We start from the raw sequence: 22,534 nt of genomic DNA, 5'->3' as shown, positions 1-22,534 counted from the left end.
GTATGATGTAACACAGATGAGGTAACGCATATGCAAATTGGTGAAAGACTGAAAAACAAAAGAAAAGAACTGGGAATATCTGTAGAGAGTATTGCAGAGCAGCTTGGTGTGTCCTATACGACCATATATCGTTATGAGGCATCAAGTATAAGCAAGATTCCAGTGGAAACGTTTGATAAGATTTGCAAGATCTTAGGTGTCACACCGGCTGAACTGATGGGTAATGAAGAGGCCACTGACGCTGACAAAGAAGAGATTGCAAAGCTGCCAAACCACTTTGATAATCCGCAGGGAGCAATTGAATTTATTCTTAAAACACCGACGCTTGCTGCGTTTGGTGGTTATGACCCTAACCAGATGGATGAGGAGACAATCGTCGAATTTGCAAATGAGCTACTGGGCCATTTAAAAGTTATGAGTCATAGATATCAGACAAAGGGGGCTCCGGGGGATGAGAAAGCAGGAAATCGTTGATTTTGCAAATGGACTGAGGAATACATATCATACTAATGACCCATTTGAGCTAGCCAAGATTTGGGGAATAAGAATAATAGAGCGCAATCATGGATTCAAGGGCTTCAAAGCTCAGGCTGTTAAATTTCGTGGGTACGCGCCATACATAGCTATAAACTCTAATTACACGGAGGCATCAAAAAAGATCTTATGTGCTCATGAATTGGGACATATCTTTTTACATGATGAGACATTGAATTACTTCGCTGATATTGGCGGAAAGATAAATATGCAGTCAGAATATGAGGCAAACCTCTTTGTGCTGGCGCTTTTAGAGGACCAGGCAAGACTGAAGGTGGATATGACAGAGATTCCGCCGTATCTACTTCAGAATATTGTAGAACAGAGCATAGAGCTGAAAAAGTGAATATTTGCAAAGTCCTATCCGGGGCATGCGACAAAAAAGTCGCATGCCCCTTGTTATTGTGTGGAAAAGGGAAGAAACAACCAGGAGGAGTGAAGTGCAGAAAAAGCAGCCACCGTACTTGAAATATGTTCAAACCAGTTACTGGAGTCAGATCGATAACAAGGATAGATTTGAGGATACGCTTGTTATTTGCATTAAGAGTCAGCCTATTTCTCTGTCAGAATTATTGAAGATGGACTACTGGGCCATTGCTTATTTCATGTTTTGGACAGAACGTTATGCTGCAGAGTTCGATAAGGCCGAGGATTTTTTTGAAAGAATAGCGAATGAGGTTTTACCTGAGTATGATCTTGGCTATTGCTGCTTATCTGGAGGCGGTGGGTCGCATGAACCCATAATGGAGATAGATTTTAAGAGGAACTACGTTTATTACAAAGAGTACAGACTGGTTATGGTTATAGAAAAACGATTTACGCTAGTTCCGTTTGGCAGAAAGAAGAACGATGAAGATCCCCAATGTATCTATGCAAACGAGAAAAAGCTTAGAACATATGAGGACTTGGAGGCATATATAAGGGAGTGGCTTGCGAAGATAAAGAAAGATACGGACCCCTGTAAATCTGATAAAGAAGGATGCAACCATGAGGATAAAGAGGAAAAAGCGTAAGGTTAGGCAATTTACAATTCATATCCTTGCCGTTCCGGCATTTTCTGAGGATATGTTTGATGTCCCGCATAAACAGTGTGCGATTATTCTCCTCACGACTAGAACTACGCCTTTTCTTGATAGAATCGACATACCTAAGTTGGTCATCGATATCATTGATGTTGAAGATGAGAAGGAATATGGGGCCTTCAGGAGATACCATGCTAAAAAAGTTATTTCTTTTGTAAGGCATTTACCCAAAGAGGTTACCGATTTATATGTATCGTGTTCTAAAGGGGGCTCTCGGAGCCCCGGGTGTGCAGCCGCGATAATGCTAATGTCAGGGAGAAGCGACAAAGATGTTTGGCTGAATCCATTTTATACCCCCAATGTGCTAGTGTTTAAGGTCCTGTGCCGTGAATTCGGATTATTCATGCCTGATATACTGGTGGCAATAAGGCAACATATGAATGAACAGGCCTATAGAAAAGCGCAAAAGTTCAAGAATGCAGGTAAATATGAACGGTGGCAGATTCTGTGGTGATATCTTCAGCGTGAATCTAAAAGATTCACGCTGAAATTATGATGGCTTGTCATTTTCAATTGTATTTGCAATAGAACGGAAGCGCTCTTTAGTCATAAGTACTTGTATATGGTGGTTGCCAGCAGCAATGCTTACCACACCTGCTTCGCTAAGCTGATTCATGATTCTTTCAGCTCTTCTATAGCTAATCTTGAGCATTCTTTGCAGCATTCCTATAGACGCTCTTTGCCTTTCTGTGACAAGGACTCCGGCCTGTATAAAGTATTCATCCGGATCTGAGTTGTTATATATTGGCAAGTCAAGATAGTAGTCGCTCTCGTCAAAGTGGATTTTTTTGAGTTCCTGTTCTATGTCTTGGTCATATGGAGAGCAGAAAGCTTCTTTCTTTATAAACTCAGTAACATTCTTGATTTCTGTATCTGATACATATGCGCTTTGAATTCTCATCGAATGACCCAAAATACCTTGAAAACCTTGAGAAAATAGAATATCACCATTTCCTAAGAGTTTCTCAGCGCCATATTGATCTAAAATGGTGCAAGAATCAACTTTATTGGACACGGCAAAGGCTAGTTTGCATGGAATATTAGCTTTAATAAGGTCCGTAAGGACATCAATCGAAGGGTGCTGAGTTGCAATTATCAGGTGGATACCTGCTGCTTTTGCAAATGAAGTCAATCTATATATGGCGTTCTCGACTTCATAGGCGGATAACATCATAAGGTCAGCTAACTCATCTATTACGATTAGTATTCTTGGTATTGTTTTAATACTTAAGTTGTTACTTGCTCGAATATGATCGTTATATGCATTAATGTTTTTAACTCCTGAATTAGCAAATAATGTGCATCTTCTGACCATTTCACACACTGCCCAGCGCAAAACGTCAATTGCTTTAACTGGATCTGTAACTACAGGAAGTAAGAGATGAGGAATTCCATTATAGACTGAAAACTCGGCTATCTTAGGATCAATCAGTACCATCCGTATATCTTCAGGACTCGTACTAAAAAGAATACTCATGATTATTGTATTTATCCATATAGACTTTCCTGATCCTGTGGAGCCACCAACGAGAAGATGCTGCATAGAAGAAATGTCTGAAAACACGGCATTTCCAGCGGAATCCTTTCCTAAGGCAACGGTAAGTTCTGATGTGGAGTTCTTATGCTCAAGCAATTCTAATAGCTCTCGAAGTGCAACTATATGCTTTTTTTGATTGGGGATTTCAAGACCAATAGCAGCCTTTCCAGGAACAGGGATTTCCATTCTTATGTTTTCCGTAGCCAGATGAAGTTTTAATTCATCCTCCAAACTTAGAATTTCACTGATTCTAACGCCAGGTTCTGGTTTTAACTCAAAGCGTGTGACGGTCGGGCCTTGACTCATCTCTAAAATCCCCATCGGTATATTGAATGCTTTGAGTATGTCTTGTAGTTTATTTGCAGTTTCTATCAGCTCTTGTTTACTAGTAGGATTACTAACTTCTTTTCCTTTTTCTAGAAGGTCAAGAGGGGGATAAATATATTCATTACTCATTGTTGATTCTCCTTATGAATGCTATATGAATGAATACTAATTTATAGCATGCGACAAAAAAGCCGCATGCCCCTTGTTATTGTATAGAAAACGACAGAAACACTTAAAACGTATAAAGAAAAGAGAGGAGACATTCCATGATAAAGATGACATCTGCATATGCGAACAAGCTTATTAAGAAACTAAAGGAAGACAAGGGCTGTTTGTGTTAGGTTCAAATGTTAGTGACAATGATTATTCTGTTATTTGTTATTATGTATGGTTTATTGTTCAACAAACCCCTTCAGTATTTACAACTTCACTGCCTATGTGCCAAAAACTTCCTTCTTCGTGGAGGTGGCATGGAAGTTCGGTTATACATGCCAATTCTCATTACTGCATGGACAGCATTTGTCCGACAAGCATTCTATACTAATGCTTAGGAGACATGGATATATGAGGAAACTAATCAAATCAAAAGACAAATTCATTACCTGTTCATTAGAGAATCTGTCTCTAAGAGCAGTTTTAGGAAAGCACTTTGTTCTGGATGATGGCGTGTACAAGGTTTCGGACCCGCTGTTTAAGATCGTCCCTAGTACTTCTGAAATCTTAGATGGAAATCTGACACCATTGGATGTAGATCTTTTCATATATGGCGGTTACTCCTGGTACATTTCGTATTATGGAGAGATGGAATTATCTGAAAGTGGCTTTGATCCAAGAAAGGTTTATGCAATCTCCGCGTTCTATGAAGAGGAAGGCCATGGAAATAAGATGACATTTTTGGCGAGGAGAATTGTTGCTAAGGAAGAAAAAGACAGGCAGGCCAACATTAATCTTAAGGATGATGTAAGTAGAGCCCTGTATGAGCATCTTTCATATTTGAGGGATAAACGTGTAGGATGGATCGAGGCTACGGGTGACTTGGAAAAGTGCGTCAGCATGGTATATCCGCTAATGGATATCATTGATCCTGAGGATCTGATGTTTGAACGTGGCTTTGAGGAAATGCTTATTAGTCTGGATCAGTTTCATTATGATAGAACCTTAAGAAATGGCGACGTGGCCTCTTGGCTTATTGCCTATGGGAATAGAGGCTGAAGAAGAGGACCTGGATATGAGTAAAATCAAACGGGGAAATTCCTGCTTTGAAGAAACTACCCGGTATCAAAGGCTTCACGAAAAACCTACGAACAAGGTGAAGCGATGGATAAAAAATGCTAAACATGTTTATCAACGTGCCAAGTATGGCTTTTGCGAGGCTGATATCTGACAGTAGGCATGGAGAGCATCTTGATATTAGTTTTGAAACTCCTTGGGGATGGCTTCTATGCCCTGCAAAAAGAGGAAGTTGCAAAAACGGAAGAAGAAAAAAGAGTATGCGATATGCTCTATGCGGGCAAAGGCTATATAGATTGCATGCTCGCATCTACTATGTCCCATGATGAATTCCGGGATTTTTATTAGAGGCTGGGAGATTGGGAGGTTGCTCATTGCGGGAAATAGTTGTTGTGGATAAATGAACAATAGCACGTGAGGATTTTAATTGTTTTTTAATAATACAGAAAGACTATAAATAGTATGATTGTTGGTAGAAAGGATTGAGACATGAGCGTTAATAGCAATGATATCCTAAAAGGACTTAATCAAATATTTGATTTTCTTGGACCATACGGAGGGAGAATAACTATTGATGAGGACTGGGAATTTATCTGTAAGGTCTATATTGTAGATGGAATGTATGAGGTGAATATGTGGTCTTACGGTGGGGAAGAACACTGGAATCTTATAGATCCGTCTTTTAGAGCAGTACGGCAAAAAATAAGGACTCAATAAAAAGGTACTATATCATTCTGTATATATTTGTGGTAGTTTCAAATCAAGAACGAAGGATGCGTCACTTCCTATTCGAGGATCTGACCTGATACGAGTATTGAAAGGAGAACTGCCATGAAAAATATAAGATTGGTTCTAATCGGAGAAATGATACTGTTTATTGTGGTATTCATGATTAGTGTTCTGGGTGGTAGCTATGGAATGTCTGCTATCTACTGGTTCCTTGATCTTCCGTCGTTACTGCTTATAGTATTGATCCTTATTCCCGGATTACTTATCATGGGGGAATGGAAGAATTTCATAAAAGCTTTTTCTGTTGGCATCAAGCCATTTAGTCTGCTGGAACTTAAAAATATTATAGGGGCCGTGGTTGCGGCGCAGAAACTTACTGTACATGCAGCTCTTTTTGCAATAATCATATCAGGAATCCTTCTGATGGGGCATCTGGATACTCCGGAAACAATAGGCCCCAATCTGGCAGTGTGTTTTCTGGCCGGATTGTATGCGGTTATTATTGAGTTCCTGCTCCTTCCGCTAAGACTAAATGCTGAGCGAAAAATGAATGAAGAAATGGATCTTGGAGAATGATGGAAAATGAGATAACAAAACAGCATTATCTCAAAGTTGCTCAGAAATACGGCTTTACAAGACGTGAGCTGGAACTGGGCTTTCTAAAGTTGTCCGGATTCTCTAACAGAAGAATAGCATATATGCTTGGAATATCAGAACAGACCGTTAAGAACCATTTTACGCACATCTACGAGAAAGCGTGGGTCCCCGGAAGAAAGGAATTCCAGGAATTGTTTCTTAAAGATGATCAGGCCTGAAATGGATTAAAGAAATGAGCTCTGGTCTATATAAAGGTAATTCCACATAAAGAGGATTGTATATGGCCGGTAATGAGAAAAAAATCATTATTGTTTTGGCAATAACAAGTATCATTGCGATTATCGGAGCGCAGATTTATAGGACGGCGACTGCCTTTCATTATGAAGATCATCTGGATGAAGTTGTGATTTCTGTGGACGGCAACGATCTGACACTACGTGAATTTGGCTATTACATATACACCACCGAAGAATTTGTCCAGAAGCAGGCACTTTTATATGATCCCGAAGATCCGCTGCACTGGTGGAACACACATTTTTCAGCCGGACTGGATTCTCAGTTTATCAGTGAACTTGCTATGAAGACGGCGATAAATACGTATCTGTCCCATATCATCTACTACAATGAAGCTCAAAGGGCAGGAATGGCATTAAATACATCACAGGAAGAGACTGCCTTTAAAGAAGCCACTGAGTTATACAGTAAAATGAGCGACTTCAACCGGGAGAGAACAGGGCTTAACGAGGTTCTTATATATTCTGTGATCCGCAGGCGGGATCTTGGGGCAAAATATGCCGAATATTTGGCACTTAACATGGATTTTTCAGGATTTGATGATGAACCGGGCGCATTGCTTGCCGGGGATGGAGATTATTTCCAGAACGTTATTTTACCGCAGCACACAGTGGTGAAAAACGAAAAGCTGATTAAGCACTTGAAAATTGGAAGGATCACAGTGAATAACAGATAAAAATGGGAACAAAAAATAAGCCGTAAAAGCTGTAGAATAGCCTATATAGCTGTGATATCATAAGGCATGTACTTACTTTTCCAGTTCCTGCATGGAGCGTTATCTCTGAACATAAATGAAATAATGAATATTGATATTAATCCGAAATCGGACTATTATAATCGAAGTCTGATTTCGGATTATTTTATTTGGAGGGAAAGAATGCCTCACGAGAATAGTGAAAACCTGATGAAATTCATAAACCTGGACAAAGAGCTGAACAGTATTTATCAGAAGCAGTCCAAAAAGTTTGAAATGTCTGAGACAACAATAATGATTCTATATGCCATTAGAGCCTCAGAAAGTGGGTTTACACAGAAAGAAATAATAGATGAATATCTTTTGCCTAAGCAGACAGTGAATTCAGCTATGAAAAAGCTCCTGAATGAAGGCAAGGTGTTTGTTTCGGATAAAAACGGACGCGAAAAGAGATTTCTTCTGACAAAAGAGGGAATACAGATGGCGGGACAAAGTGCAGATCTTATTCTTGAGGCTGAGAGAAAGGCATTTTTCTCCTTTACAGAAAAAGAACAGGAAACACTTATCCGGCTGCTTGAAATGTATAACAGCAGACTTGAAGATGAAATGAATAAATTTTGAGGTTAGGTATGTTTTTGAGAAAAGAAAAGGATGTGATACAGCTTGCTGATCACTTTGATTATAAAAGATTACTGAGATACTGCTTCCCATCAATGACAATGGTAGTTTTTACTTCTATATATGGTGTTGTTGATGGACTGTTTGTTTCTAACTTTGTAGGGAAAAACGCATTTGCTGCCATAAATATCGTCATGCCGGCGCTTATGATCCTTGGAGCCTTGGGACTTATGTTTGGTTCAGGGGGAACAGCGCTTGTGGCGAAGACGCTTGGGGAAAAGAAAAATGATCTGGCCAATAAGTATTTCTCCATGATGATAGAGTTCCTTTTTGCTTGCATCAATGGCGTTGCCCAAGAAAGAAAAAAATAACGAATTGATCGAAATTACAAAAATCACGAAAATGCGTAATTATTATAACTGCTAATTGCATATTATATATTTTATTGGTATACTTCTTTTTGGTGATATCACTTCTGCCGGCGCTGTGATATTGCCTAAACTGACAATTAAGTATTGTAGAAGGGGTATATTATGTTCAAGAAAAAGAGTGTTTTGGTTTCGGCGTTATTAGTAGTAGCAATGTCTTTTAACATGATCTCATTCAATTCTTTTGCTGAAGAATTGCCCGGTGAAGAGAATGTTACAATCGCCCCCGATGAGGAGGACGCAGCAATTACTTCTGATGAGGAGAACGCAACTATCGATTCTGATGAGGAGGACGCAGCAATTACTTCTGATGAGGAGGACACAACTATCGTTCCTACTGAGGAGTCTAAAGTAACATACGTGCTGCCAGAAGCACCCGAAGAAGAGACGGAAGTTTTCCCTGAAGAGCCTGTTGTAGTAGAAGAACCTGTTGCAGCAGAAGAATCTGCAGATTCCGAATACAAGGTTACATTTGCTCTCCTTGAAGATTGGGGAGATGGATACAATGCAGGTGTTACTATCGAGAATACGAGCGATAGGGTTATCGAAGACTGGAAACTGAGCATGGCCTATGACGCTCCAGATTTTACAACAATCTGGAACGGCGTTGTAGAAAGCCATGAAAACGGCGTGTTTGTTATTAATAACTGCGGCTGGAATCAGGATATTCCGGTTGGCGGATCTGTATTCTTTGGGTTCAGCGTTGGTGCAGCTTTTAATGGCGAACCCACTGATTTTAAAAACCTGAATGCCAAGAAAGATACGCAAGAAGAAGACTACACAGTCACTTATGAAGTTATAGCAGACTGGGAGACAGGCTTCACAGGCCAGGTAACTATCACGAACAATACTGACAAGACTATTGAGGACTGGGGACTTGAATTTGATTTTGCCAACGAAATCACACAGATATGGAACGGCATTATCGAACAGCACGAGAACGGAAGATATGTTATAAAGAATGCAGTTTACAATCAGAATATTCCGGCAGGAGAATCTGTATCTTTCGGATTCAACGTAGTTGCTCCCTGGGATAATCCGGATGTTACAGTAGATTCCTCCGCGCAGATAAATGACTATGTGCTGACAAAGTATTCAGAAGAGGCTGAAGCAATTATTCTCGCAATCTATGGACGTGTTATAAATGCTGTAAAGGGATCTTCAATTGAAGGTGCTGTTGTAAGGCTTCGTGAAGGTAAAGACAATCAGGAAGGTGACTTCATTGCAGAAGCAGTCTCAACTGAAAATGGAGATGTACAGTTTGCTGTAAAGGAAGGAGATTACACTGCAGAAGTATCAATCGATGGTTTCATTACCGGATACTTTAACGTTACCGCAGTGGAGCAGGAATCAATAGAACCTGTAGTAATGGCTATTTCACCGGTGCTTCCTGAAGGACAGTACAGAATAGTACTCACATGGAATCCTACTCCCAAAGATCTGGATTCGCATCTGGATATTTATGGGGAGGATGGTGGAAAGGTCGCCACCGTTGACTACACAAAGAAAAAACTTAGCAGCAGCGGCGAAGTTGTAGTAACTTTAGATGTTGATAATACCCGCGGATTAGGACCGGAAACTATAACTATAGATATCGACAACGAATACTTTAAAGGAAAAACGCTTAAGTATGTTGCCTATAACTACAGCGGCACCCCTGTGATAGCAGAATCAGGAGCAACCGTCAACGCATACAAGGGAAGCGTTCTTGTGGACACATTTGAAGTTCCTACAAGCGGCAGCGGTAATGCATGGTATGTATTTGATATTGACGCAGATGGGCTTCATGAAGTGAACGAATTGATTCAATACAGTTATAGATAAGACTTTAAGGGGCTGTCGCACTAAACTATTAGTGCGCGGCCCTTTTGCGCTGTCTTGTTCTTCATAGTAGGCGTTGTTGATCTGAAATCTGAGACGGTTTAAGCTTGATATTCTGGGAACAGTCTACTTTGATGCAGGGTTGGACCATCTTAGTGATTATTATGGTACGTCTAAGAACAAAAAGGAATGTATTTGGCAGCGTATGATTCGAATCACGGATTGTACGCTGCTTTTACTATGTATATAATAATCCGTATCTTTATGATGATGAAATGGGCGCAGTTCCAAAGGAAAGACTTGTAGCAAAAATGGATACTATGATTTAAGATAAAATAAATATTGACTAAGGCGTTTGTTAGTATAGATAATCGAACTGATAGGATAAATAAAGGAAAGATAAACCCATGTCAGATAGAAAATACTTATATACGAAAAGGGCGCACTATATGTGTCCGAACATGCACTTTGGCATCGTGGCAGAGATTGGGGCAGAGTTTGGTGAGAACAGGATCATCGAGAGCATAGGTGTTCTAAAATCAGCTCATCCGCTTATGAGAAGTCTGATAGCCAAGGAGCAGGGAAGTTACAGGATATATTATGAGGAGCAATCGCAACTTGAAATCCCAGTAACGGTAAAAAAAGCAAACGATAACTGGCAGACTGATTACGAGGCGGTATCTTCAGCCGGTTGGAATGTTCAAAAGGAAGCATTGCTTAAGGCTTTTGCTTATCCTTCCGAGAGCGGAACGAGAGTTCTTTTTATAACTCATCATCTTCTATGTGACGGAAGAGGACTTCTTCAGCTAGTGCAGGAATATGCTCGATACATTCAATGTAAATTGGTAATGGGCTTGACCAATTTGATGCGGTGAAAAAACTAAATTATAAACTGAAGTATTAGGGGCTGAAAATTTGTGGGAATAAAACATTTCGAAGAAAAACAACGTTATGGGAATTGTGGATTTGAAAGGAGTAAGGATGCTTCACCGATGTTTATAACATCATTATGGACATAAAGAATAATTTAACTTTCAGTAGTGCGCCCATAACAAACGCAATTTTTCGGGATGAGTATTGGATTGAATTCTGGGGAAAAGAGGGGGGTAAGCCAAGAGAGTAGCATGAGATTATATCATTATTATGAAAGAGAAAAAGGTCCGTTTCGGAGTATATCTGATCTATCTGATGAGGATGGAGAAAAGGTTCTGGAACAGATTCGCAAGGATAAGCCGGATGTTTTTCTGGCCAAACGGCCATCCGATTATCTTCAGAAGCGGAGACGTTTTGAAGCAATCCTTCGAAACGAATTTATAAAAATCGGTGGAAGACCTGAGAGAGACACCCCGCATTATATGGTAGTGGAAGAAGTGCCGTTTTTTGAAAAATGGTATGAACATACCGCAAGCATTATAATTGATACCGATGAGTTAGATACGAGCATGCTCTCGTTCACTTACGGAGATTCCCACCCTACTTTCAGCGGTAATGTAAAGGATGGGAAAGAATATAGAAATAGGCTTTACAGTTTTGAAGAGATTCAGAATATCATAGACAAGTATGGGCTGCCTCAGGAATGGAATCCGGACTTTAAATATGGGCCGGAATGCTATGTAGAGGTTCAGGTCTGGACTGACCGTGGATTGGAGAAGTGGTTAGAATAAAATGGAAGAAATAAACGATTCAATAGTTATCAAATCAGCTGAAACTGATGAGGAGTTGTGCGGAAGAGGATACTACCATGCAGTACGTTATGGTTAAGCAGAGCAATGTGAAGATTTCTCATAAGAGATATATAGGATAGCATGTGATTACATAAAAGTCGTTTATGAAATGCTTGGCACTGTATTATCACATCCAAAATGCTGAACTACAGTATTTTTTCTATGTTTCAGAACGCCTGATGTTAAAGTATTAGTACACCAATTATTTTCTATAACTGCAAATTATTACAAGTTGGCCGTTAATTATTACAATTAGCGGCCTTATTTACTGCAGGAATGGTATAATTCCTTTGTGTGTTTATGCACTTATTATGCTGATGGGGGAGCTTATGAACACCTACAAAGTAGCTATATGTGATGATGAATCACTAACCTGCCAGGAAATTGAAAAGATACTAATTGAGAATTCACAACAGATTGGCGCCAAATTTCACGCTGAGATATTCTACACAGGGGAAGCACTGATAGAGAGTATAAGGTGTGGCTCGTCTTATGATTTCTTGATTCTTGATATAGAACTCGCCAGAATGAGCGGCATTGACGTTGGAAAGTTTCTGCGTGAGAAAAACAGAAACTTCCATACTCAGATCATATATGTTTCGTCAAAAGAAACTTATGCCATGAAACTTTTTTCTGTTCAGCCGCTGGACTTTCTTGTAAAACCAATCACTGAAGAATCCCTTTTTAAGGCATTGAAGCGCGGCTTTGAAATAATTGGAGAATCGGAAGACTATTTCTTTTGCAATGTAAAAAGAGAGAACATAACCATCAGCTGTAAGGACATATTATATCTTAGCAGCAACAAAAGAATAATCTCTGTAGTCTGCAGGGATGAAACCATAGAATATTACGGAAAACTTTCAGAAGAGATGAAACAGCTTCCAGATTATTTTGTGCAGATTCATAATTCATATGCGATCAATCTGAATGCACTTAAGAAGAGCGGAACTGATTATGTGATCATGAATAATGATGAGCAGATCAGTGTTAGCAGAAAATACGCAGATTCTTTTAAAGATAAAATCTTTTCCCGTTGGAAAAAAATGTGTTGTGAGGGCTAAATGGAATACTATCTGATAAATATTATTTGCAACTTTTTCTTGTTGCTTGTGATCAGACAATTTCTGGGGGATTTCCTCCAATTTGAAACAGGCAATAGAATAAAAAGAGCTGTCTTTTCCGTATGTTGGCTTGTGGGAACATTTGCAGTTAATGAACTGTTTCATGTGCCGGTTGTGAATCTTTTTACAAATGTTTTACTGATGCTGCTTATATCAAGTGTATATGAGGGCAAACTGATCAAGAAGCTGGCAGTTTGCATGATAATAGCAGTACTAGGCGCTGCCTGCGATATGTTGGCTTATGCGCTGACTATTCCTTTTTTGGGTGAGTCAGATTATTTCTATAGTATGGCACTGACAGTGGTTTTCTTACTCGTTATAGAAAGAGTTTTGAGAATTACAATCCGCAGAGGCAAGTCTTGGGATGTTGTTGGAAAAGAAATGTTGGTCCTTTCGGGATTCCCAATCCTGGCCGCAGTTCTTTTGTACTGCGTGACTGCGATGGAAGCTGGGATCTACAGACTGATTGCCTGCATAAGTGTTCTTGGAATATCTACATTATCTGTAATATTGTACAACAGGCTTGCCATCAACCTTGGAGACAGGATGAGGAAGATTTACCTGGAGCGAGAAGTGGAAGCCTACAAGCATGAGATGGAGCTGATGCGAATCTCCGATAGAAAAGAACAGAACCTGCGACATGATCTTAGGCATCACCTGTTTGAAATCGAAGGGCTTGCCAAACAGGGCGAGGATGAAAAGATCTGTACCTATATTGATGAGCTGCGGAGGACATTTGTTGATTCAAAGCAGATGGTACATACCGGAGAATATGAAACTGACAGCCTGATAAACTATCTTCTGGACAATGCAAAGAACCACCAGATTGATGTAACCTGCGACATCAAAATACCTGAAGACATAGATGTTTCAAGATGTAAGCTCAATGTTATAGTCGGAAACCTCTTGGAAAATGCTATTGAAGCTGCAGCTCAGGCTGATGAAAAGAGAATTGTGCTTACAATGCAGTTTTCCGCTGGAATTCTTTTCCTTCAGATCAAGAATACTTATAATGGCCCCGTCAGGGTTGAAGGAGGACATGTCCTAGGGAAAAAGAGCCAGAATAATCATGGGATTGGGCTTAGAAGCGTGCAGGATCTAGTAAGAGAGCAGAACGGAAGTCTTGATATATCAGTAACGGATCAGTTCTTTGTGGCAGAAGGAATGATTCCGGTGGGGTAAATTATTAGTGATTGGGAAGGAATAAATAAAAGTATGAGAAAACTTAAGGGGAGCTTGGGAATTATTTGCGCATTAGCTTTTATTTGCTGTGCGTGTGGAAAAACTGACTCAAATCTTGGAACGGCTTCATCATCACCTGTGAATGATAATACAGCCGAAGCAGAACATAATATTTACAACTTGAACGAAATAGAGTATGAAAAGCCAAAAGGGGCAAATATTTCTTATCTTTGTCAAAATGAGCAGGGAATATATGGATTGCAGTCTGTACACTTTGACAATGAGCCTACTACCTATAGTATTATCGCAATTTCAGGAGAAGAAGTAGGAAAAGAAATTACTCTAAAAGTAGATGAGGACGCGTGGTTTAATTCTCTTTCAGTGGATAATGATGGTAATTTCTATGTGATCGAAAGAGTATACAGCACGGCTCAGGATATAGATAAGGAACCGGAGATTGATGAAGGAGATACAGATGCTGATGCGGCTATCAGTGAAGAGACTACTGATAGTAATGCAGATATCAGCGAGGGGGCTTCATATGATTATTATGAGAATAAGCAGTACATAGTCAAATTCTCGCCTATGGGCGATGTCATCTGGAAGACGCTTGTAGAAGAGGAAATCAACGAGAATTACTACGGACTTGATTCACTTGTTTATGCCGAGAACGTTGGAGCAGTGACTTCATCAAGCAAGGGAATAATAGTATTTGATACAAAGTCCGGCGTGGCAGAGAGTATTAATAGTGAATTCGTAAAGGATTATTCCGGCGAAATGTTTTCAAGAAGACAGATTATTGCTCTGAGAGATGGCAATTTTTATTTGATAGATGCCGATATGACGGGCGAAAACTCTTTTTACAAATATGATACTTCCAAAAAGGATTTTGTAGATTTTACGGATAAGATTCCAAGCGGTATTCTAGAAGGATATTCTATTTATCCGGGAATCAGATATGATTTCCTGATAAATCAATATGATGGTCTCTGTGGGCTTAACATTGACGATAAAGAGGCTACGAAGATCTGCGATTATCTCTCCTCAGATATTACTGATAACTTTGATATCAGATACTTTTTTGAGGAAGATGACGAGAATATTTTTGTTGCCCAAAATGACCAAAACTATTATGGCTTTGTTTTTAGCAGATTGACAAAGGCTAAACCTGGTGAAAACCAGCAAAAGACACAGATTACACTTGCTGCTTATTTTGCTTCTGATAGTGTACGAAGAGCGGTTGCAGACTTCAACAAGGCAAATGATGAGTACAGAATTGTCCTCAAAGATTATGGTGATTACGTCCGCAATGAAGGCATAGATGGTCTTGAAAAGCTGGATCTTGATATCGTGTCGGGGGAGGCCCCTGATATTATTGAAATTTATGGGCAGATGATTCCTATTGACAAGTATTTGAATAAGGGCTTTTTTGAGCCTCTTGATGACTATTTTGCAGATGATAAAGAACTATCATCCGGCGAATACCTTCAAAATGTGCTTGACTGTGGAAAGAAAAAAGGCAAGCTCTACACTCTCATTCCGCAGTTCACAATCTACACAGGTATAGCATCTGCAGACCTTATGGGTGGAGAGACTTTGGACTGGTCCAATTACAAGGAAATCTGTGAAAAGAGAAATATAGATCCGGCTATTATGTTTGGTGTGTATTCAAAAGGAGAAGCACATAGTTTTTATTCCATTGCTGCAGAGGAATGCGTAGATAGGGAGAAGGGAACCTGTAATTTCAAGAATCAGGCCTTTTATAATCTGCTTGAGTACGTTGGGCTCCTCCCGGAAGAATATGACGATTCTTCGTCGGGCTCTTTATATAGGGAAAAAAAGGCGATTCTTTATCTACTGGCTGTCAACAGCATGGATGAATATGTTTTTGCAAAAGAGGGATATTTTGGCGGCGATGTTGTTTATAATGGTCTGCCTGGAATTTTGGGCGGAACTTCTTACATTGAACCTGCAACGCAGCTTGCTATGAGCAGCAATTGTAAGCATAAAGATGTTGCGTGGCAGTTTATGAGATATTTTCTGACAGATGAATATCAGGATAATATAGAGTTTTATATGCCGGTTAGCCAGAAAGCCTTCAATGCGGTTCTTGAGAAAGCTCAGGAAAATCCATTCTACATAGACGAAAATGGCGAAAAGCAAGAGGTGAGCAGCTACATGAGCATGGATGATATTGAAGTGGAGATCAAAGCCATTAGTGCGGCTGAGGCCAAGCAGTTCGAGGATCTTGTTAAGTCAACAACCATTCCTTATCAGGGAGATGAAACAATATGCAGCATTATTTCCGAAGAGGCTGAGGCTTTTTATGCAGGCCAAAAGAGCGTAGAAGAGGTTGCAGATATCATCCAGAGTAGGGTTTCACTATATATTAGCGAGAATTCATAAATAAAGAATGGCGAGATATTCACTATAACAAGAGAGCGGGAATGATAATAAAATCCTGTACCAGATGTGTAAGTACATTTGGTGCAGGATTTTGTTAATTATTACAATCTGGGCGTTAATTATTACATTTAAGGCTTATACTGCTGAGAACTGTATATAATTAGAAGCATAATAATTTGAAGGTTGCTTGAATATGAAACTTTACATAATTAGACATGGCGAAACATATTGGAATATTGAGGGCAGGCTGCAGGGTAGGACTGATATAGAACTTACACCAAGCGGAATAAGTATAGCTGATAGAAGCTCGCAAGGCATGAAAAACATTAGATTTGACTATATTTTTTCAAGCCCTTTAAAGAGAGCATATAAGACGGCGGAGATTATTAGAAGAGACAGAAATGTTCCGATAATCACTGATAATCGCTTGATAGAAGTTTGCTTTGGAAACTATGAGGGGATGGTTGTAGATAACAGAAAAGGGAATTAAAGCAAATGGAACTAAAGATTGATCCTAATGGAATATGGTATCATGGCTCAAACATGGTGTTTTCAGAAATGAAAAAAGGCAGTACTATTACTCAGTGGAAAGAACTTGCAGAGGCGTTTTCTCATAAACCAAGCCGATTGAGTTATGACGACAATGGAACAATTTATCATAACGGAACAGAAAAGGGATACCTATATACAATAGATGAACCTATTACAGTTGGAATTGATATTTATCAGCATCCGAGAACAGTTATGGATGAAAATGCTGAATTTTTAACGAAAAGACCAATAAAAGTAAAAATGGTTTGTGAACTGTAAATAGGGTTTTTATAGGATTGGGGACGGCACCCATTACAAAAAACAGCATCCTCATAAAATAATAATGCAGGGGAAGAAACCCATGGAAAAAAACGTAAGTGTTATTGATGAAACTGGTAAATTTATAGGAACCACCTACCCTAAAAGGGCTAGAGGATTGGTTAAAAGTGGTCGGGCACGTTATGTGTTCTGCGATTCAATGGATACAATATGCCTAACGTGTCCACCAGAAAAGAATGAAATATCTCTAGTCGTCGGTAAATGCCGATGACTAGAGATTTGTTATAAAACTATAACAAACAGTGGAGGAAAAACTTGATGGATGAAAAATATATTGAACTTGAGAAAAGAGTACAGGTTCTTGAAGGCCTATTAAAAGGCTTCTTGCAGTCAGAAGATAATAATATCAATCTGACATTGAAGGAATGCTCTGTTAATAATCTGAACACAGGAGATGAATGTGATGTCAGATTGGATAATTGCTCTGTTGGAAACTTAAGTGTTGGTGATGGATGCGATGTTAGACAGAACAATTGCCCTATTGGAACTATGATTCCAGGCGATATAGATACAGCTGATGGTCAGATAGACGATATAGAGAGCAGAATAGACGAATTGGATGATGCGGTAGATATGATTGAAAATAGGATTGATGCTGCAGAGAACAGGGCAGAGCATTTGAAAGAATCACTGGATTGACTGGTATAGTGTAATTGGGAGAAAAAATTGAAATAGCAGGGTAGAACTTACAATCTTAGGATTGAGAGACATGAAAAGAGTAATGGTGGGCGCACTGATATTGGCTTTTATATTGGGAGCTGTAGGATGTGGAGAAAAGAAAAATGATAACGCTTCATTAATCGGCGGCGCAGATGCTTTTGGGGCAGAAGAAATTATTGTTACACCACAAGGAGTACCGGAAGAGACAACACACGAATATAAGCCAGGTGAGGGTAAAATTGAAAATCAGCCAAATACTGAAGGACAAGAAGGCGAGTGGTTAGATATGGAATATGCATCTGTATCTGATTACTTTACGAATCCACATGAGCATGAATCCATGAAAGATGGCTATACTAAAGAGGCGGATCTTGACGGAGATGGAACTCCTGAGAAGATTGTGATTGAAGATTTGAAATATAATGGTGGAGATGGAGGCTATCTCCCTCATGTATATAGGGCAAATGGAGAAGAAATAAAACTGCCCATGGATACTGAAGTCAATCCTTATGCAGCGTTGTGGGGAGAGAAAAACGTAGAAATATTCCAGGAAGATGTTGGAATAGCAGCCTTAAGCTGGGATGAAGTAAAGCAGATATATCAAAGCAAAGGATATACTGAAGAAACATTTGAGGAACTTAGAAACAATCTAAGCAAAGACGCGTGGATACGGGGTGATTTTGCCAGTGGCTTTGTTATCAAAGACGGTGGGGAAAGGCCTGAACTGATAATCAAGTTTTATATGCAGGGCATGGGCGGTCATGCGGATACTTTTGGTTATATTCTTATGCATCTGACGCTTAATAGTGATGAAACCTGGAATCATGAGAAATCTGAGTTTGTATTGGATGAGTAATGGGTATGAAAAATAATGTATTTGTCATCGTTGGGATTTTTTTAATTATGTTTGTACTTTTATGCCCGTTGCCGCCTGTCTTGGGTGTGCAAGGGTTATTATGGAGATTGGTGATCGGTTTATTAGGATCCTGTGCAATTATCAAAGTGAAGAAAAAAGGACAGTAAACTTTATATCACTTGGGGGATGTATGAGAAAATATCAGTTTTGTTGAGTATGATTGCAGTATTTACAATCGGAACAGTGGTGGTAGCAGAAGATAATAGAGAATAATAATGTCAAATATGTTAAAATGGGTTTGTAACTGATAAACGCTTGTCTATGGAGAAATGATTATGGATATAGCTGTTGAGGATAAGAAGATAGCTGCCAGAGAACGCATTAAAGATCTTATAGCGCTTCAGAGAGAACTTCGTTCTATGTTTTCCGAAGATAAGTATAATGTATTCGTTTTTGGAAGCTATCCGACAGTGCGTTTTGAATATGGCAAGAGCGATGTTGATATCGCTGTATATGCTGATAGTTTGGATCTTTATAAAGGGATAGCTGTGAAAATTGAAGAGTTTTTCGAAGATCGAGGAATAAATGTAGATTTATTCTTTATTGATATTAGTGTCCCAGCTCCTGTATTTTTGGCACCATTACACGCTCAGATACAGTTTACGGATTATTATCCCGATAAGCTCCGTGAGTTTGAAGCTGAATGTGAAAAAGAACTTATCAAAATTAAAAGGAGCATCGCGGTATGAAATTGGATGACAGCATTATTGACCAGTTTAACTTAGAACCTGAAGATGATAGAGAACCGGTTAATGTAATGAAGGTACCTGAACTCCTTGACTTTTTAAAGGAAAGTGCTTCAAGAATAGTAAGTAAAAGTAAGCAGTACTTTAGCACAACAGACGCTGATATTCAGGCGGATTGTTTGGATATTGTTGCGATTAGGCTCAATGACTTTGCGCAGGCTTTCATTGATATAATAATCTTTATAAGAAAAGCAGAAGGCAGCTATAATGGTAAGTCATCTTCGCTCAGATATTGCGTAACAAGTTATGATACATTGGTAAGTAATCAAAAAGAGGAAGAAAAGCAATTTCTTGGCGAATTGCTGCTAAGGAATGAAATAACGCACGACTATTTCAATCGAGAAATACATTTAAGGAAGTTGATTGCTCTTATGCAGAATTATTCAGATGGGGCACTTGATGTATATGAGCAACTTACGAAAATTTGCCAAAACAAGGATCTTCTTGATAAATACGTTGATAAAAATGCAAAAGTATAAGTGATAAATCAGTAGAATAGCCACTTTTGCTATGATATCATAAGGCATGTGCTTACGTTTTATGTGAGTACGTGCCTTTATATTTTTGCGGGAAGGAAAAAGGAAATTGGAAATGTAATTGATAAGAACTATCGAAGCATGGGCATTGGGGGCGAAGTTTTAGAAAAAGTAATTACACAGATATACAAGGAATTCGGCATAAGACCTATAGCCCTCGGATGCCATAAAGATAACTTTAGAGCAGAAGAGTTTTATAAAAAGCACAGCTTTATCAAAACGGAGTATATGGAAGGGAATGATTACTATTTTCTCAGGTATCCGAGCAAATATGACCATCTGGAGTGCAAGACTCTTTAAGAAAATTGAGAAATGAGGTTTTAGTAACGTGAGGAACGTAGTAACAGTAACATCGGATATTGAAAAATATGCTGCATTTGCACGTAAGATTAACGCAGACAAAGATTATTCGCAGCCACTCCTAGATTCAAATTTGATAGAGGAGAAACTTGATAGGGCTCTCACAATCAAAAGAGGCCTATACTGAGCTGTTTGACTATTTGTCACAGTACTTTAACGGATACCAGATTGATTTTTCTCCATGGAAAGGAGTATTTGACTTCGGAAGAAATGCTGTGCTACTATTAACAAAAGGAAAGGGCGAATTTTCGCTAAGGTGAACGAATGATTATTAGATAATTTGATTTAGGTGAACATGTTGATCAGGCTGCTGTTTTACAGTGGCATTATGTGTGCGCTTAAATTGGATTATCATGCATTCGGAGCCTGTTTTTATATATGGGCCTTTTTTGTATGAGTCTATTATGCGTGCGCAGGATAGGCTTATTTTTGTTTTTCCAAAACAAAAATAACGCTCCGCTATGGATGCGCATCGGCGCGAAATGAAAATGATGCATACATGCATCCGCACCTCGCGCGATAATGTCGCGAGAGACATCCTTTTTATGCCGACAAAGGAGGATTATATATGGCAAGAAATTTATTGATAAAAGCAGAAAAGATCGTTCATTCCTATGGAGAGCAGACCGTACTTGATTTTGATAGATTCTATCTGTATGAGGGTGAGAAGGTAGGACTTGTTGGAATGAATGGCACAGGCAAGAGTACGCTTCTTAAGATTCTATCGGGTGGGTTGGAACCAACAACAGGAACAGTCTCAAGAAAATGCATCCCATTTTACTTTGAACAGTTTGGTTCGAACAGTGCATATTTTGAAACTGATTATGCAGAGGCTGGTAAGATGGGAGTTGCAGATCACATCTGGCAGGAAAATGTAAGTGGCGGCGAAGATACAAGGATAAGGCTGGCACAGCTCTTTTCCAGTCCCCATGCAGTTGCCTTTTTAGATGAACCTACGTCAAATCTTGATTATGATGGCGTGAAAATGCTGATAAAAAGACTAAAAGAAATAGATACATTGGTCATAATCAGTCATGACAGGGCAGTCCTCAATGAAGTATGCGACAGGATAGTTGAGATTTCTTTTGGCAAACTTCACAGCTATGACGGAAACTACGATGAATATGTGGCTCAGAAGGAAGAGCAGCTTAAAACTCAGCAGGCAGAATTCGAGAATTATCAGGCTGAGAAAAAGAGGCTTCAAAGTGTCTACATAGAGAAAAAAGCTAAGGCAAAAACGGTAGACAGGAAGCCAAAGAACATGTCGGCAAGTGAAGCGAAGGTGAGAGCATTTATCGGCAACAGAAAACCGGAGGACAAGGCTCGTGGAATAGAACGCAGTGCAACAAACGTACTTAAACGCCTTGAACATATGGAGGTAAAAGAAAAGCCCAAGGAAGAACCTACCGTCAGACCAGATTTCAGACTGACAAATCCGCCAAGGAATCCGATATTGATCCGCGGAGAGCATATTTCTTTTGCCTATGATGATCACATTATCCTCGATGATGCTGATTTCATGATAAAAAATGGAAGCAAGGTGGCTCTTCTGGGTGGAAATGGAGCAGGCAAGACGACCTTGCTTGAACTCATCAGCAGGAGGGAAGGAGTATACGTTGTCCCGGGAGCCAAGATAGGCTATGCAAGGCAAAATATGTCCCAGATTGATCTTGGGCAGACAGTCCTTGAAAATGTTCGCAGAGTCAGTATACAAAGTGAGAGTATATCAAGAATAGTTTTGGCCCGGCTTTTGCTTTCGGAAAGAGATATGAATAAAAAGGCAAAAGAACTTTCAGGTGGAGAGCGCATGAAACTGTCCTTTGCAATGCTGTTTGTATCGGACGTGAATCTCCTTATCCTTGATGAGCCCACTAATTATCTGGACATCCCATCTGTCGAAGCTCTGGAAAAAATGCTGGTGGAGTATGAAGGAACATTGGTATTTACATCTCATGACAAGACATTTGTAGACAGGATTGCCACAGAAAGGTTATACATCGACGATGCGAAGATAAGACACGAAAAGTAAGGCATGAAGACTTTGAAAAAAAGTTAGTAGGACAATAGGCTTATTTATACCTAAAGAAACTGCAAATTATTACAATCTGGCGGTTAATTATTA

The 22,534-nt window shown here is 39.4% G+C and carries 28 protein-coding genes; 27 read left to right on the top strand and 1 reads right to left on the bottom strand.

The annotated features are described in order from the left end of the window. Window positions 1-30: 30 nt before the first annotated feature. The 4 genes from BM086_RS09765 (at window position 31) to BM086_RS09750 (ending at window position 2,070) form a co-directional block, all read left to right on the top strand. A complete protein-coding gene (locus tag BM086_RS09765; RefSeq protein WP_092325835.1) occupies window positions 31-474 on the top strand; it encodes a helix-turn-helix domain-containing protein in 444 nt (147 codons plus the stop codon). Then, on the top strand, window positions 452-880 hold the full coding sequence (locus BM086_RS09760) for an ImmA/IrrE family metallo-endopeptidase (RefSeq protein ID WP_092325834.1): 429 nt from the start codon (window positions 452-454) through the stop codon (window positions 878-880). Before BM086_RS09765 ends, BM086_RS09760 begins: the two co-directional genes overlap by 23 nt. 94 nt (window positions 881-974) lie before the next feature. Then, window positions 975-1,547: a hypothetical protein gene (locus BM086_RS09755; RefSeq protein ID WP_092325833.1), complete on the top strand. Its 573-nt coding sequence runs from the start codon at window positions 975-977 to the stop codon at window positions 1,545-1,547. After that, a complete protein-coding gene (locus BM086_RS09750; protein ID WP_092325832.1) occupies window positions 1,522-2,070 on the top strand; it encodes a hypothetical protein in 549 nt (182 codons plus the stop codon). Before BM086_RS09755 ends, BM086_RS09750 begins: the two co-directional genes overlap by 26 nt. A gap of 36 nt (window positions 2,071-2,106) precedes the next feature. Here BM086_RS09750 and BM086_RS09745 read toward each other — a convergent pair whose 3' ends face one another. Next, window positions 2,107-3,609 (bottom strand): DNA translocase FtsK, encoded by a 1,503-nt coding sequence (locus BM086_RS09745; protein WP_092325831.1) that lies wholly within the window; start codon window positions 3,607-3,609, stop codon window positions 2,107-2,109. A 435-nt stretch (window positions 3,610-4,044) separates the two neighbouring features. On the opposite strand from BM086_RS09745, the gene BM086_RS09735 reads away from it, so the two are divergent. From BM086_RS09735 to abc-f, 23 genes are all read left to right on the top strand, one after another. Then, window positions 4,045-4,692, top strand: a complete 648-nt coding sequence (locus BM086_RS09735; RefSeq protein ID WP_092325829.1) for a hypothetical protein — start codon at window positions 4,045-4,047, stop codon at window positions 4,690-4,692. Window positions 4,693-4,884: 192 nt separating this feature from the next. Next, the gene (locus BM086_RS20895; protein ID WP_175560197.1) at window positions 4,885-5,058 is read left to right on the top strand and encodes a hypothetical protein; all 174 of its coding nucleotides are present in this window, start codon (window positions 4,885-4,887) and stop codon (window positions 5,056-5,058) included. A gap of 141 nt (window positions 5,059-5,199) precedes the next feature. After that, entirely contained in the window at window positions 5,200-5,427 is a 228-nt protein-coding gene (locus BM086_RS09730; protein WP_092325828.1) for a hypothetical protein, read from the top strand. A gap of 114 nt (window positions 5,428-5,541) precedes the next feature. Next, window positions 5,542-6,015 (top strand): hypothetical protein, encoded by a 474-nt coding sequence (locus BM086_RS09725; protein WP_092325827.1) that lies wholly within the window; start codon window positions 5,542-5,544, stop codon window positions 6,013-6,015. Then, on the top strand, window positions 6,012-6,254 hold the full coding sequence (locus BM086_RS09720) for a helix-turn-helix transcriptional regulator (RefSeq protein WP_092325826.1): 243 nt from the start codon (window positions 6,012-6,014) through the stop codon (window positions 6,252-6,254). The genes BM086_RS09725 and BM086_RS09720 overlap by 4 nt, the downstream gene beginning before the upstream one ends. 62 nt (window positions 6,255-6,316) lie before the next feature. Beyond that, window positions 6,317-7,006 (top strand): hypothetical protein, encoded by a 690-nt coding sequence (locus tag BM086_RS09715; RefSeq protein ID WP_092325825.1) that lies wholly within the window; start codon window positions 6,317-6,319, stop codon window positions 7,004-7,006. A 201-nt stretch (window positions 7,007-7,207) separates the two neighbouring features. Then, complete coding sequence (locus BM086_RS09710; protein ID WP_092325824.1) at window positions 7,208-7,645, top strand: MarR family winged helix-turn-helix transcriptional regulator; 438 nt, start codon at window positions 7,208-7,210, stop codon at window positions 7,643-7,645. An 8-nt stretch (window positions 7,646-7,653) separates the two neighbouring features. Next, a complete protein-coding gene (locus BM086_RS09705; RefSeq protein WP_092325823.1) occupies window positions 7,654-8,013 on the top strand; it encodes an MATE family efflux transporter in 360 nt (119 codons plus the stop codon). Between the two features lie 162 nt (window positions 8,014-8,175). Next, complete coding sequence (locus BM086_RS09700; RefSeq protein ID WP_092325822.1) at window positions 8,176-9,894, top strand: cellulose binding domain-containing protein; 1,719 nt, start codon at window positions 8,176-8,178, stop codon at window positions 9,892-9,894. Window positions 9,895-10,298: 404 nt separating this feature from the next. Continuing rightward, window positions 10,299-10,766 (top strand): hypothetical protein, encoded by a 468-nt coding sequence (locus BM086_RS09695; protein WP_092325821.1) that lies wholly within the window; start codon window positions 10,299-10,301, stop codon window positions 10,764-10,766. Between the two features lie 249 nt (window positions 10,767-11,015). Continuing rightward, the gene (locus BM086_RS09690; RefSeq protein ID WP_013283029.1) at window positions 11,016-11,555 is read left to right on the top strand and encodes a hypothetical protein; all 540 of its coding nucleotides are present in this window, start codon (window positions 11,016-11,018) and stop codon (window positions 11,553-11,555) included. Window positions 11,556-11,944: 389 nt separating this feature from the next. Further along, a complete protein-coding gene (locus BM086_RS09685; protein WP_175560196.1) occupies window positions 11,945-12,676 on the top strand; it encodes a LytR/AlgR family response regulator transcription factor in 732 nt (243 codons plus the stop codon). Beyond that, window positions 12,677-13,918: a sensor histidine kinase gene (locus tag BM086_RS09680; protein ID WP_092325819.1), complete on the top strand. Its 1,242-nt coding sequence runs from the start codon at window positions 12,677-12,679 to the stop codon at window positions 13,916-13,918. Between the two features lie 33 nt (window positions 13,919-13,951). Further along, complete coding sequence (locus BM086_RS09675; protein WP_092325818.1) at window positions 13,952-16,324, top strand: ABC transporter substrate-binding protein; 2,373 nt, start codon at window positions 13,952-13,954, stop codon at window positions 16,322-16,324. Window positions 16,325-16,517: 193 nt separating this feature from the next. Then, a complete protein-coding gene (locus BM086_RS09670; protein WP_092325817.1) occupies window positions 16,518-16,814 on the top strand; it encodes a histidine phosphatase family protein in 297 nt (98 codons plus the stop codon). A 5-nt stretch (window positions 16,815-16,819) separates the two neighbouring features. Continuing rightward, window positions 16,820-17,134 (top strand): hypothetical protein, encoded by a 315-nt coding sequence (locus BM086_RS09665; RefSeq protein ID WP_092325816.1) that lies wholly within the window; start codon window positions 16,820-16,822, stop codon window positions 17,132-17,134. Between the two features lie 318 nt (window positions 17,135-17,452). Then, window positions 17,453-17,833, top strand: coding sequence for a hypothetical protein (locus BM086_RS09655; RefSeq protein ID WP_092325814.1), 381 nt, complete (start codon window positions 17,453-17,455; stop codon window positions 17,831-17,833). Window positions 17,834-17,903: 70 nt separating this feature from the next. Continuing rightward, on the top strand, window positions 17,904-18,710 hold the full coding sequence (locus BM086_RS09650) for a hypothetical protein (protein ID WP_092325813.1): 807 nt from the start codon (window positions 17,904-17,906) through the stop codon (window positions 18,708-18,710). Window positions 18,711-19,045: 335 nt separating this feature from the next. Next, window positions 19,046-19,459: a nucleotidyltransferase domain-containing protein gene (locus BM086_RS09645; RefSeq protein ID WP_175560195.1), complete on the top strand. Its 414-nt coding sequence runs from the start codon at window positions 19,046-19,048 to the stop codon at window positions 19,457-19,459. After that, window positions 19,456-19,995, top strand: a complete 540-nt coding sequence (locus BM086_RS09640) for a hypothetical protein (protein ID WP_092325811.1) — start codon at window positions 19,456-19,458, stop codon at window positions 19,993-19,995. Before BM086_RS09645 ends, BM086_RS09640 begins: the two co-directional genes overlap by 4 nt. 63 nt (window positions 19,996-20,058) lie before the next feature. Next, window positions 20,059-20,352, top strand: coding sequence for a GNAT family N-acetyltransferase (locus tag BM086_RS09635; protein ID WP_207650977.1), 294 nt, complete (start codon window positions 20,059-20,061; stop codon window positions 20,350-20,352). Window positions 20,353-20,380: 28 nt separating this feature from the next. After that, window positions 20,381-20,539 carry a hypothetical protein gene (locus tag BM086_RS20890; protein ID WP_175560194.1) on the top strand — a complete coding sequence of 53 codons (159 nt, stop codon included), beginning with the start codon at window positions 20,381-20,383 and terminating at the stop codon, window positions 20,537-20,539. A 441-nt stretch (window positions 20,540-20,980) separates the two neighbouring features. After that, window positions 20,981-22,441, top strand: a complete 1,461-nt coding sequence (gene abc-f, locus BM086_RS09630; protein ID WP_092325810.1) for a ribosomal protection-like ABC-F family protein — start codon at window positions 20,981-20,983, stop codon at window positions 22,439-22,441. The last annotated feature ends 93 nt before the right edge of the window (window positions 22,442-22,534 follow it).

Origin of the sequence: Butyrivibrio sp. YAB3001 (assembly GCF_900112195.1) — a bacterium.
Classification (GTDB): Bacteria; Bacillota; Clostridia; order Lachnospirales; family Lachnospiraceae; genus Butyrivibrio.
The sequence above is the reverse complement of the archived record's forward strand: the minus strand, read 5'-3'. Positions and strand labels throughout refer to the sequence as shown.

What these genes read in the sequence shown, in the direction of transcription:
- BM086_RS09640 (WP_092325811.1), top strand. Translation starts at nt 19,456, where the DNA reads ATGAAATTGGATGACAGCATTATTGACCAGTTTAACTTAGAACCTGAA.
- BM086_RS09665 (WP_092325816.1), top strand. Translation starts at nt 16,820, where the DNA reads ATGGAACTAAAGATTGATCCTAATGGAATATGGTATCATGGCTCAAAC.
- BM086_RS09745 (WP_092325831.1), bottom strand. Translation starts at nt 3,609, where the DNA reads ATGAGTAATGAATATATTTATCCCCCTCTTGACCTTCTAGAAAAAGGA.
- BM086_RS09695 (WP_092325821.1), top strand. Translation starts at nt 10,299, where the DNA reads ATGTCAGATAGAAAATACTTATATACGAAAAGGGCGCACTATATGTGT.
- BM086_RS09700 (WP_092325822.1), top strand. Translation starts at nt 8,176, where the DNA reads ATGTTCAAGAAAAAGAGTGTTTTGGTTTCGGCGTTATTAGTAGTAGCA.
- BM086_RS09690 (WP_013283029.1), top strand. Translation starts at nt 11,016, where the DNA reads ATGAGATTATATCATTATTATGAAAGAGAAAAAGGTCCGTTTCGGAGT.
- BM086_RS09730 (WP_092325828.1), top strand. Translation starts at nt 5,200, where the DNA reads ATGAGCGTTAATAGCAATGATATCCTAAAAGGACTTAATCAAATATTT.
- BM086_RS09675 (WP_092325818.1), top strand. Translation starts at nt 13,952, where the DNA reads ATGAGAAAACTTAAGGGGAGCTTGGGAATTATTTGCGCATTAGCTTTT.
- BM086_RS09715 (WP_092325825.1), top strand. Translation starts at nt 6,317, where the DNA reads ATGGCCGGTAATGAGAAAAAAATCATTATTGTTTTGGCAATAACAAGT.
- BM086_RS09685 (WP_175560196.1), top strand. Translation starts at nt 11,945, where the DNA reads ATGAACACCTACAAAGTAGCTATATGTGATGATGAATCACTAACCTGC.
- BM086_RS09645 (WP_175560195.1), top strand. Translation starts at nt 19,046, where the DNA reads ATGGATATAGCTGTTGAGGATAAGAAGATAGCTGCCAGAGAACGCATT.
- BM086_RS09670 (WP_092325817.1), top strand. Translation starts at nt 16,518, where the DNA reads ATGAAACTTTACATAATTAGACATGGCGAAACATATTGGAATATTGAG.
- BM086_RS09760 (WP_092325834.1), top strand. Translation starts at nt 452, where the DNA reads ATGAGAAAGCAGGAAATCGTTGATTTTGCAAATGGACTGAGGAATACA.
- BM086_RS09680 (WP_092325819.1), top strand. Translation starts at nt 12,677, where the DNA reads ATGGAATACTATCTGATAAATATTATTTGCAACTTTTTCTTGTTGCTT.
- abc-f (WP_092325810.1), top strand. Translation starts at nt 20,981, where the DNA reads ATGGCAAGAAATTTATTGATAAAAGCAGAAAAGATCGTTCATTCCTAT.
- BM086_RS09655 (WP_092325814.1), top strand. Translation starts at nt 17,453, where the DNA reads ATGGATGAAAAATATATTGAACTTGAGAAAAGAGTACAGGTTCTTGAA.
- BM086_RS09720 (WP_092325826.1), top strand. Translation starts at nt 6,012, where the DNA reads ATGATGGAAAATGAGATAACAAAACAGCATTATCTCAAAGTTGCTCAG.
- BM086_RS09705 (WP_092325823.1), top strand. Translation starts at nt 7,654, where the DNA reads ATGTTTTTGAGAAAAGAAAAGGATGTGATACAGCTTGCTGATCACTTT.
- BM086_RS09765 (WP_092325835.1), top strand. Translation starts at nt 31, where the DNA reads ATGCAAATTGGTGAAAGACTGAAAAACAAAAGAAAAGAACTGGGAATA.
- BM086_RS09735 (WP_092325829.1), top strand. Translation starts at nt 4,045, where the DNA reads ATGAGGAAACTAATCAAATCAAAAGACAAATTCATTACCTGTTCATTA.
- BM086_RS09710 (WP_092325824.1), top strand. Translation starts at nt 7,208, where the DNA reads ATGCCTCACGAGAATAGTGAAAACCTGATGAAATTCATAAACCTGGAC.
- BM086_RS09725 (WP_092325827.1), top strand. Translation starts at nt 5,542, where the DNA reads ATGAAAAATATAAGATTGGTTCTAATCGGAGAAATGATACTGTTTATT.
- BM086_RS09750 (WP_092325832.1), top strand. Translation starts at nt 1,522, where the DNA reads ATGAGGATAAAGAGGAAAAAGCGTAAGGTTAGGCAATTTACAATTCAT.
- BM086_RS09650 (WP_092325813.1), top strand. Translation starts at nt 17,904, where the DNA reads ATGAAAAGAGTAATGGTGGGCGCACTGATATTGGCTTTTATATTGGGA.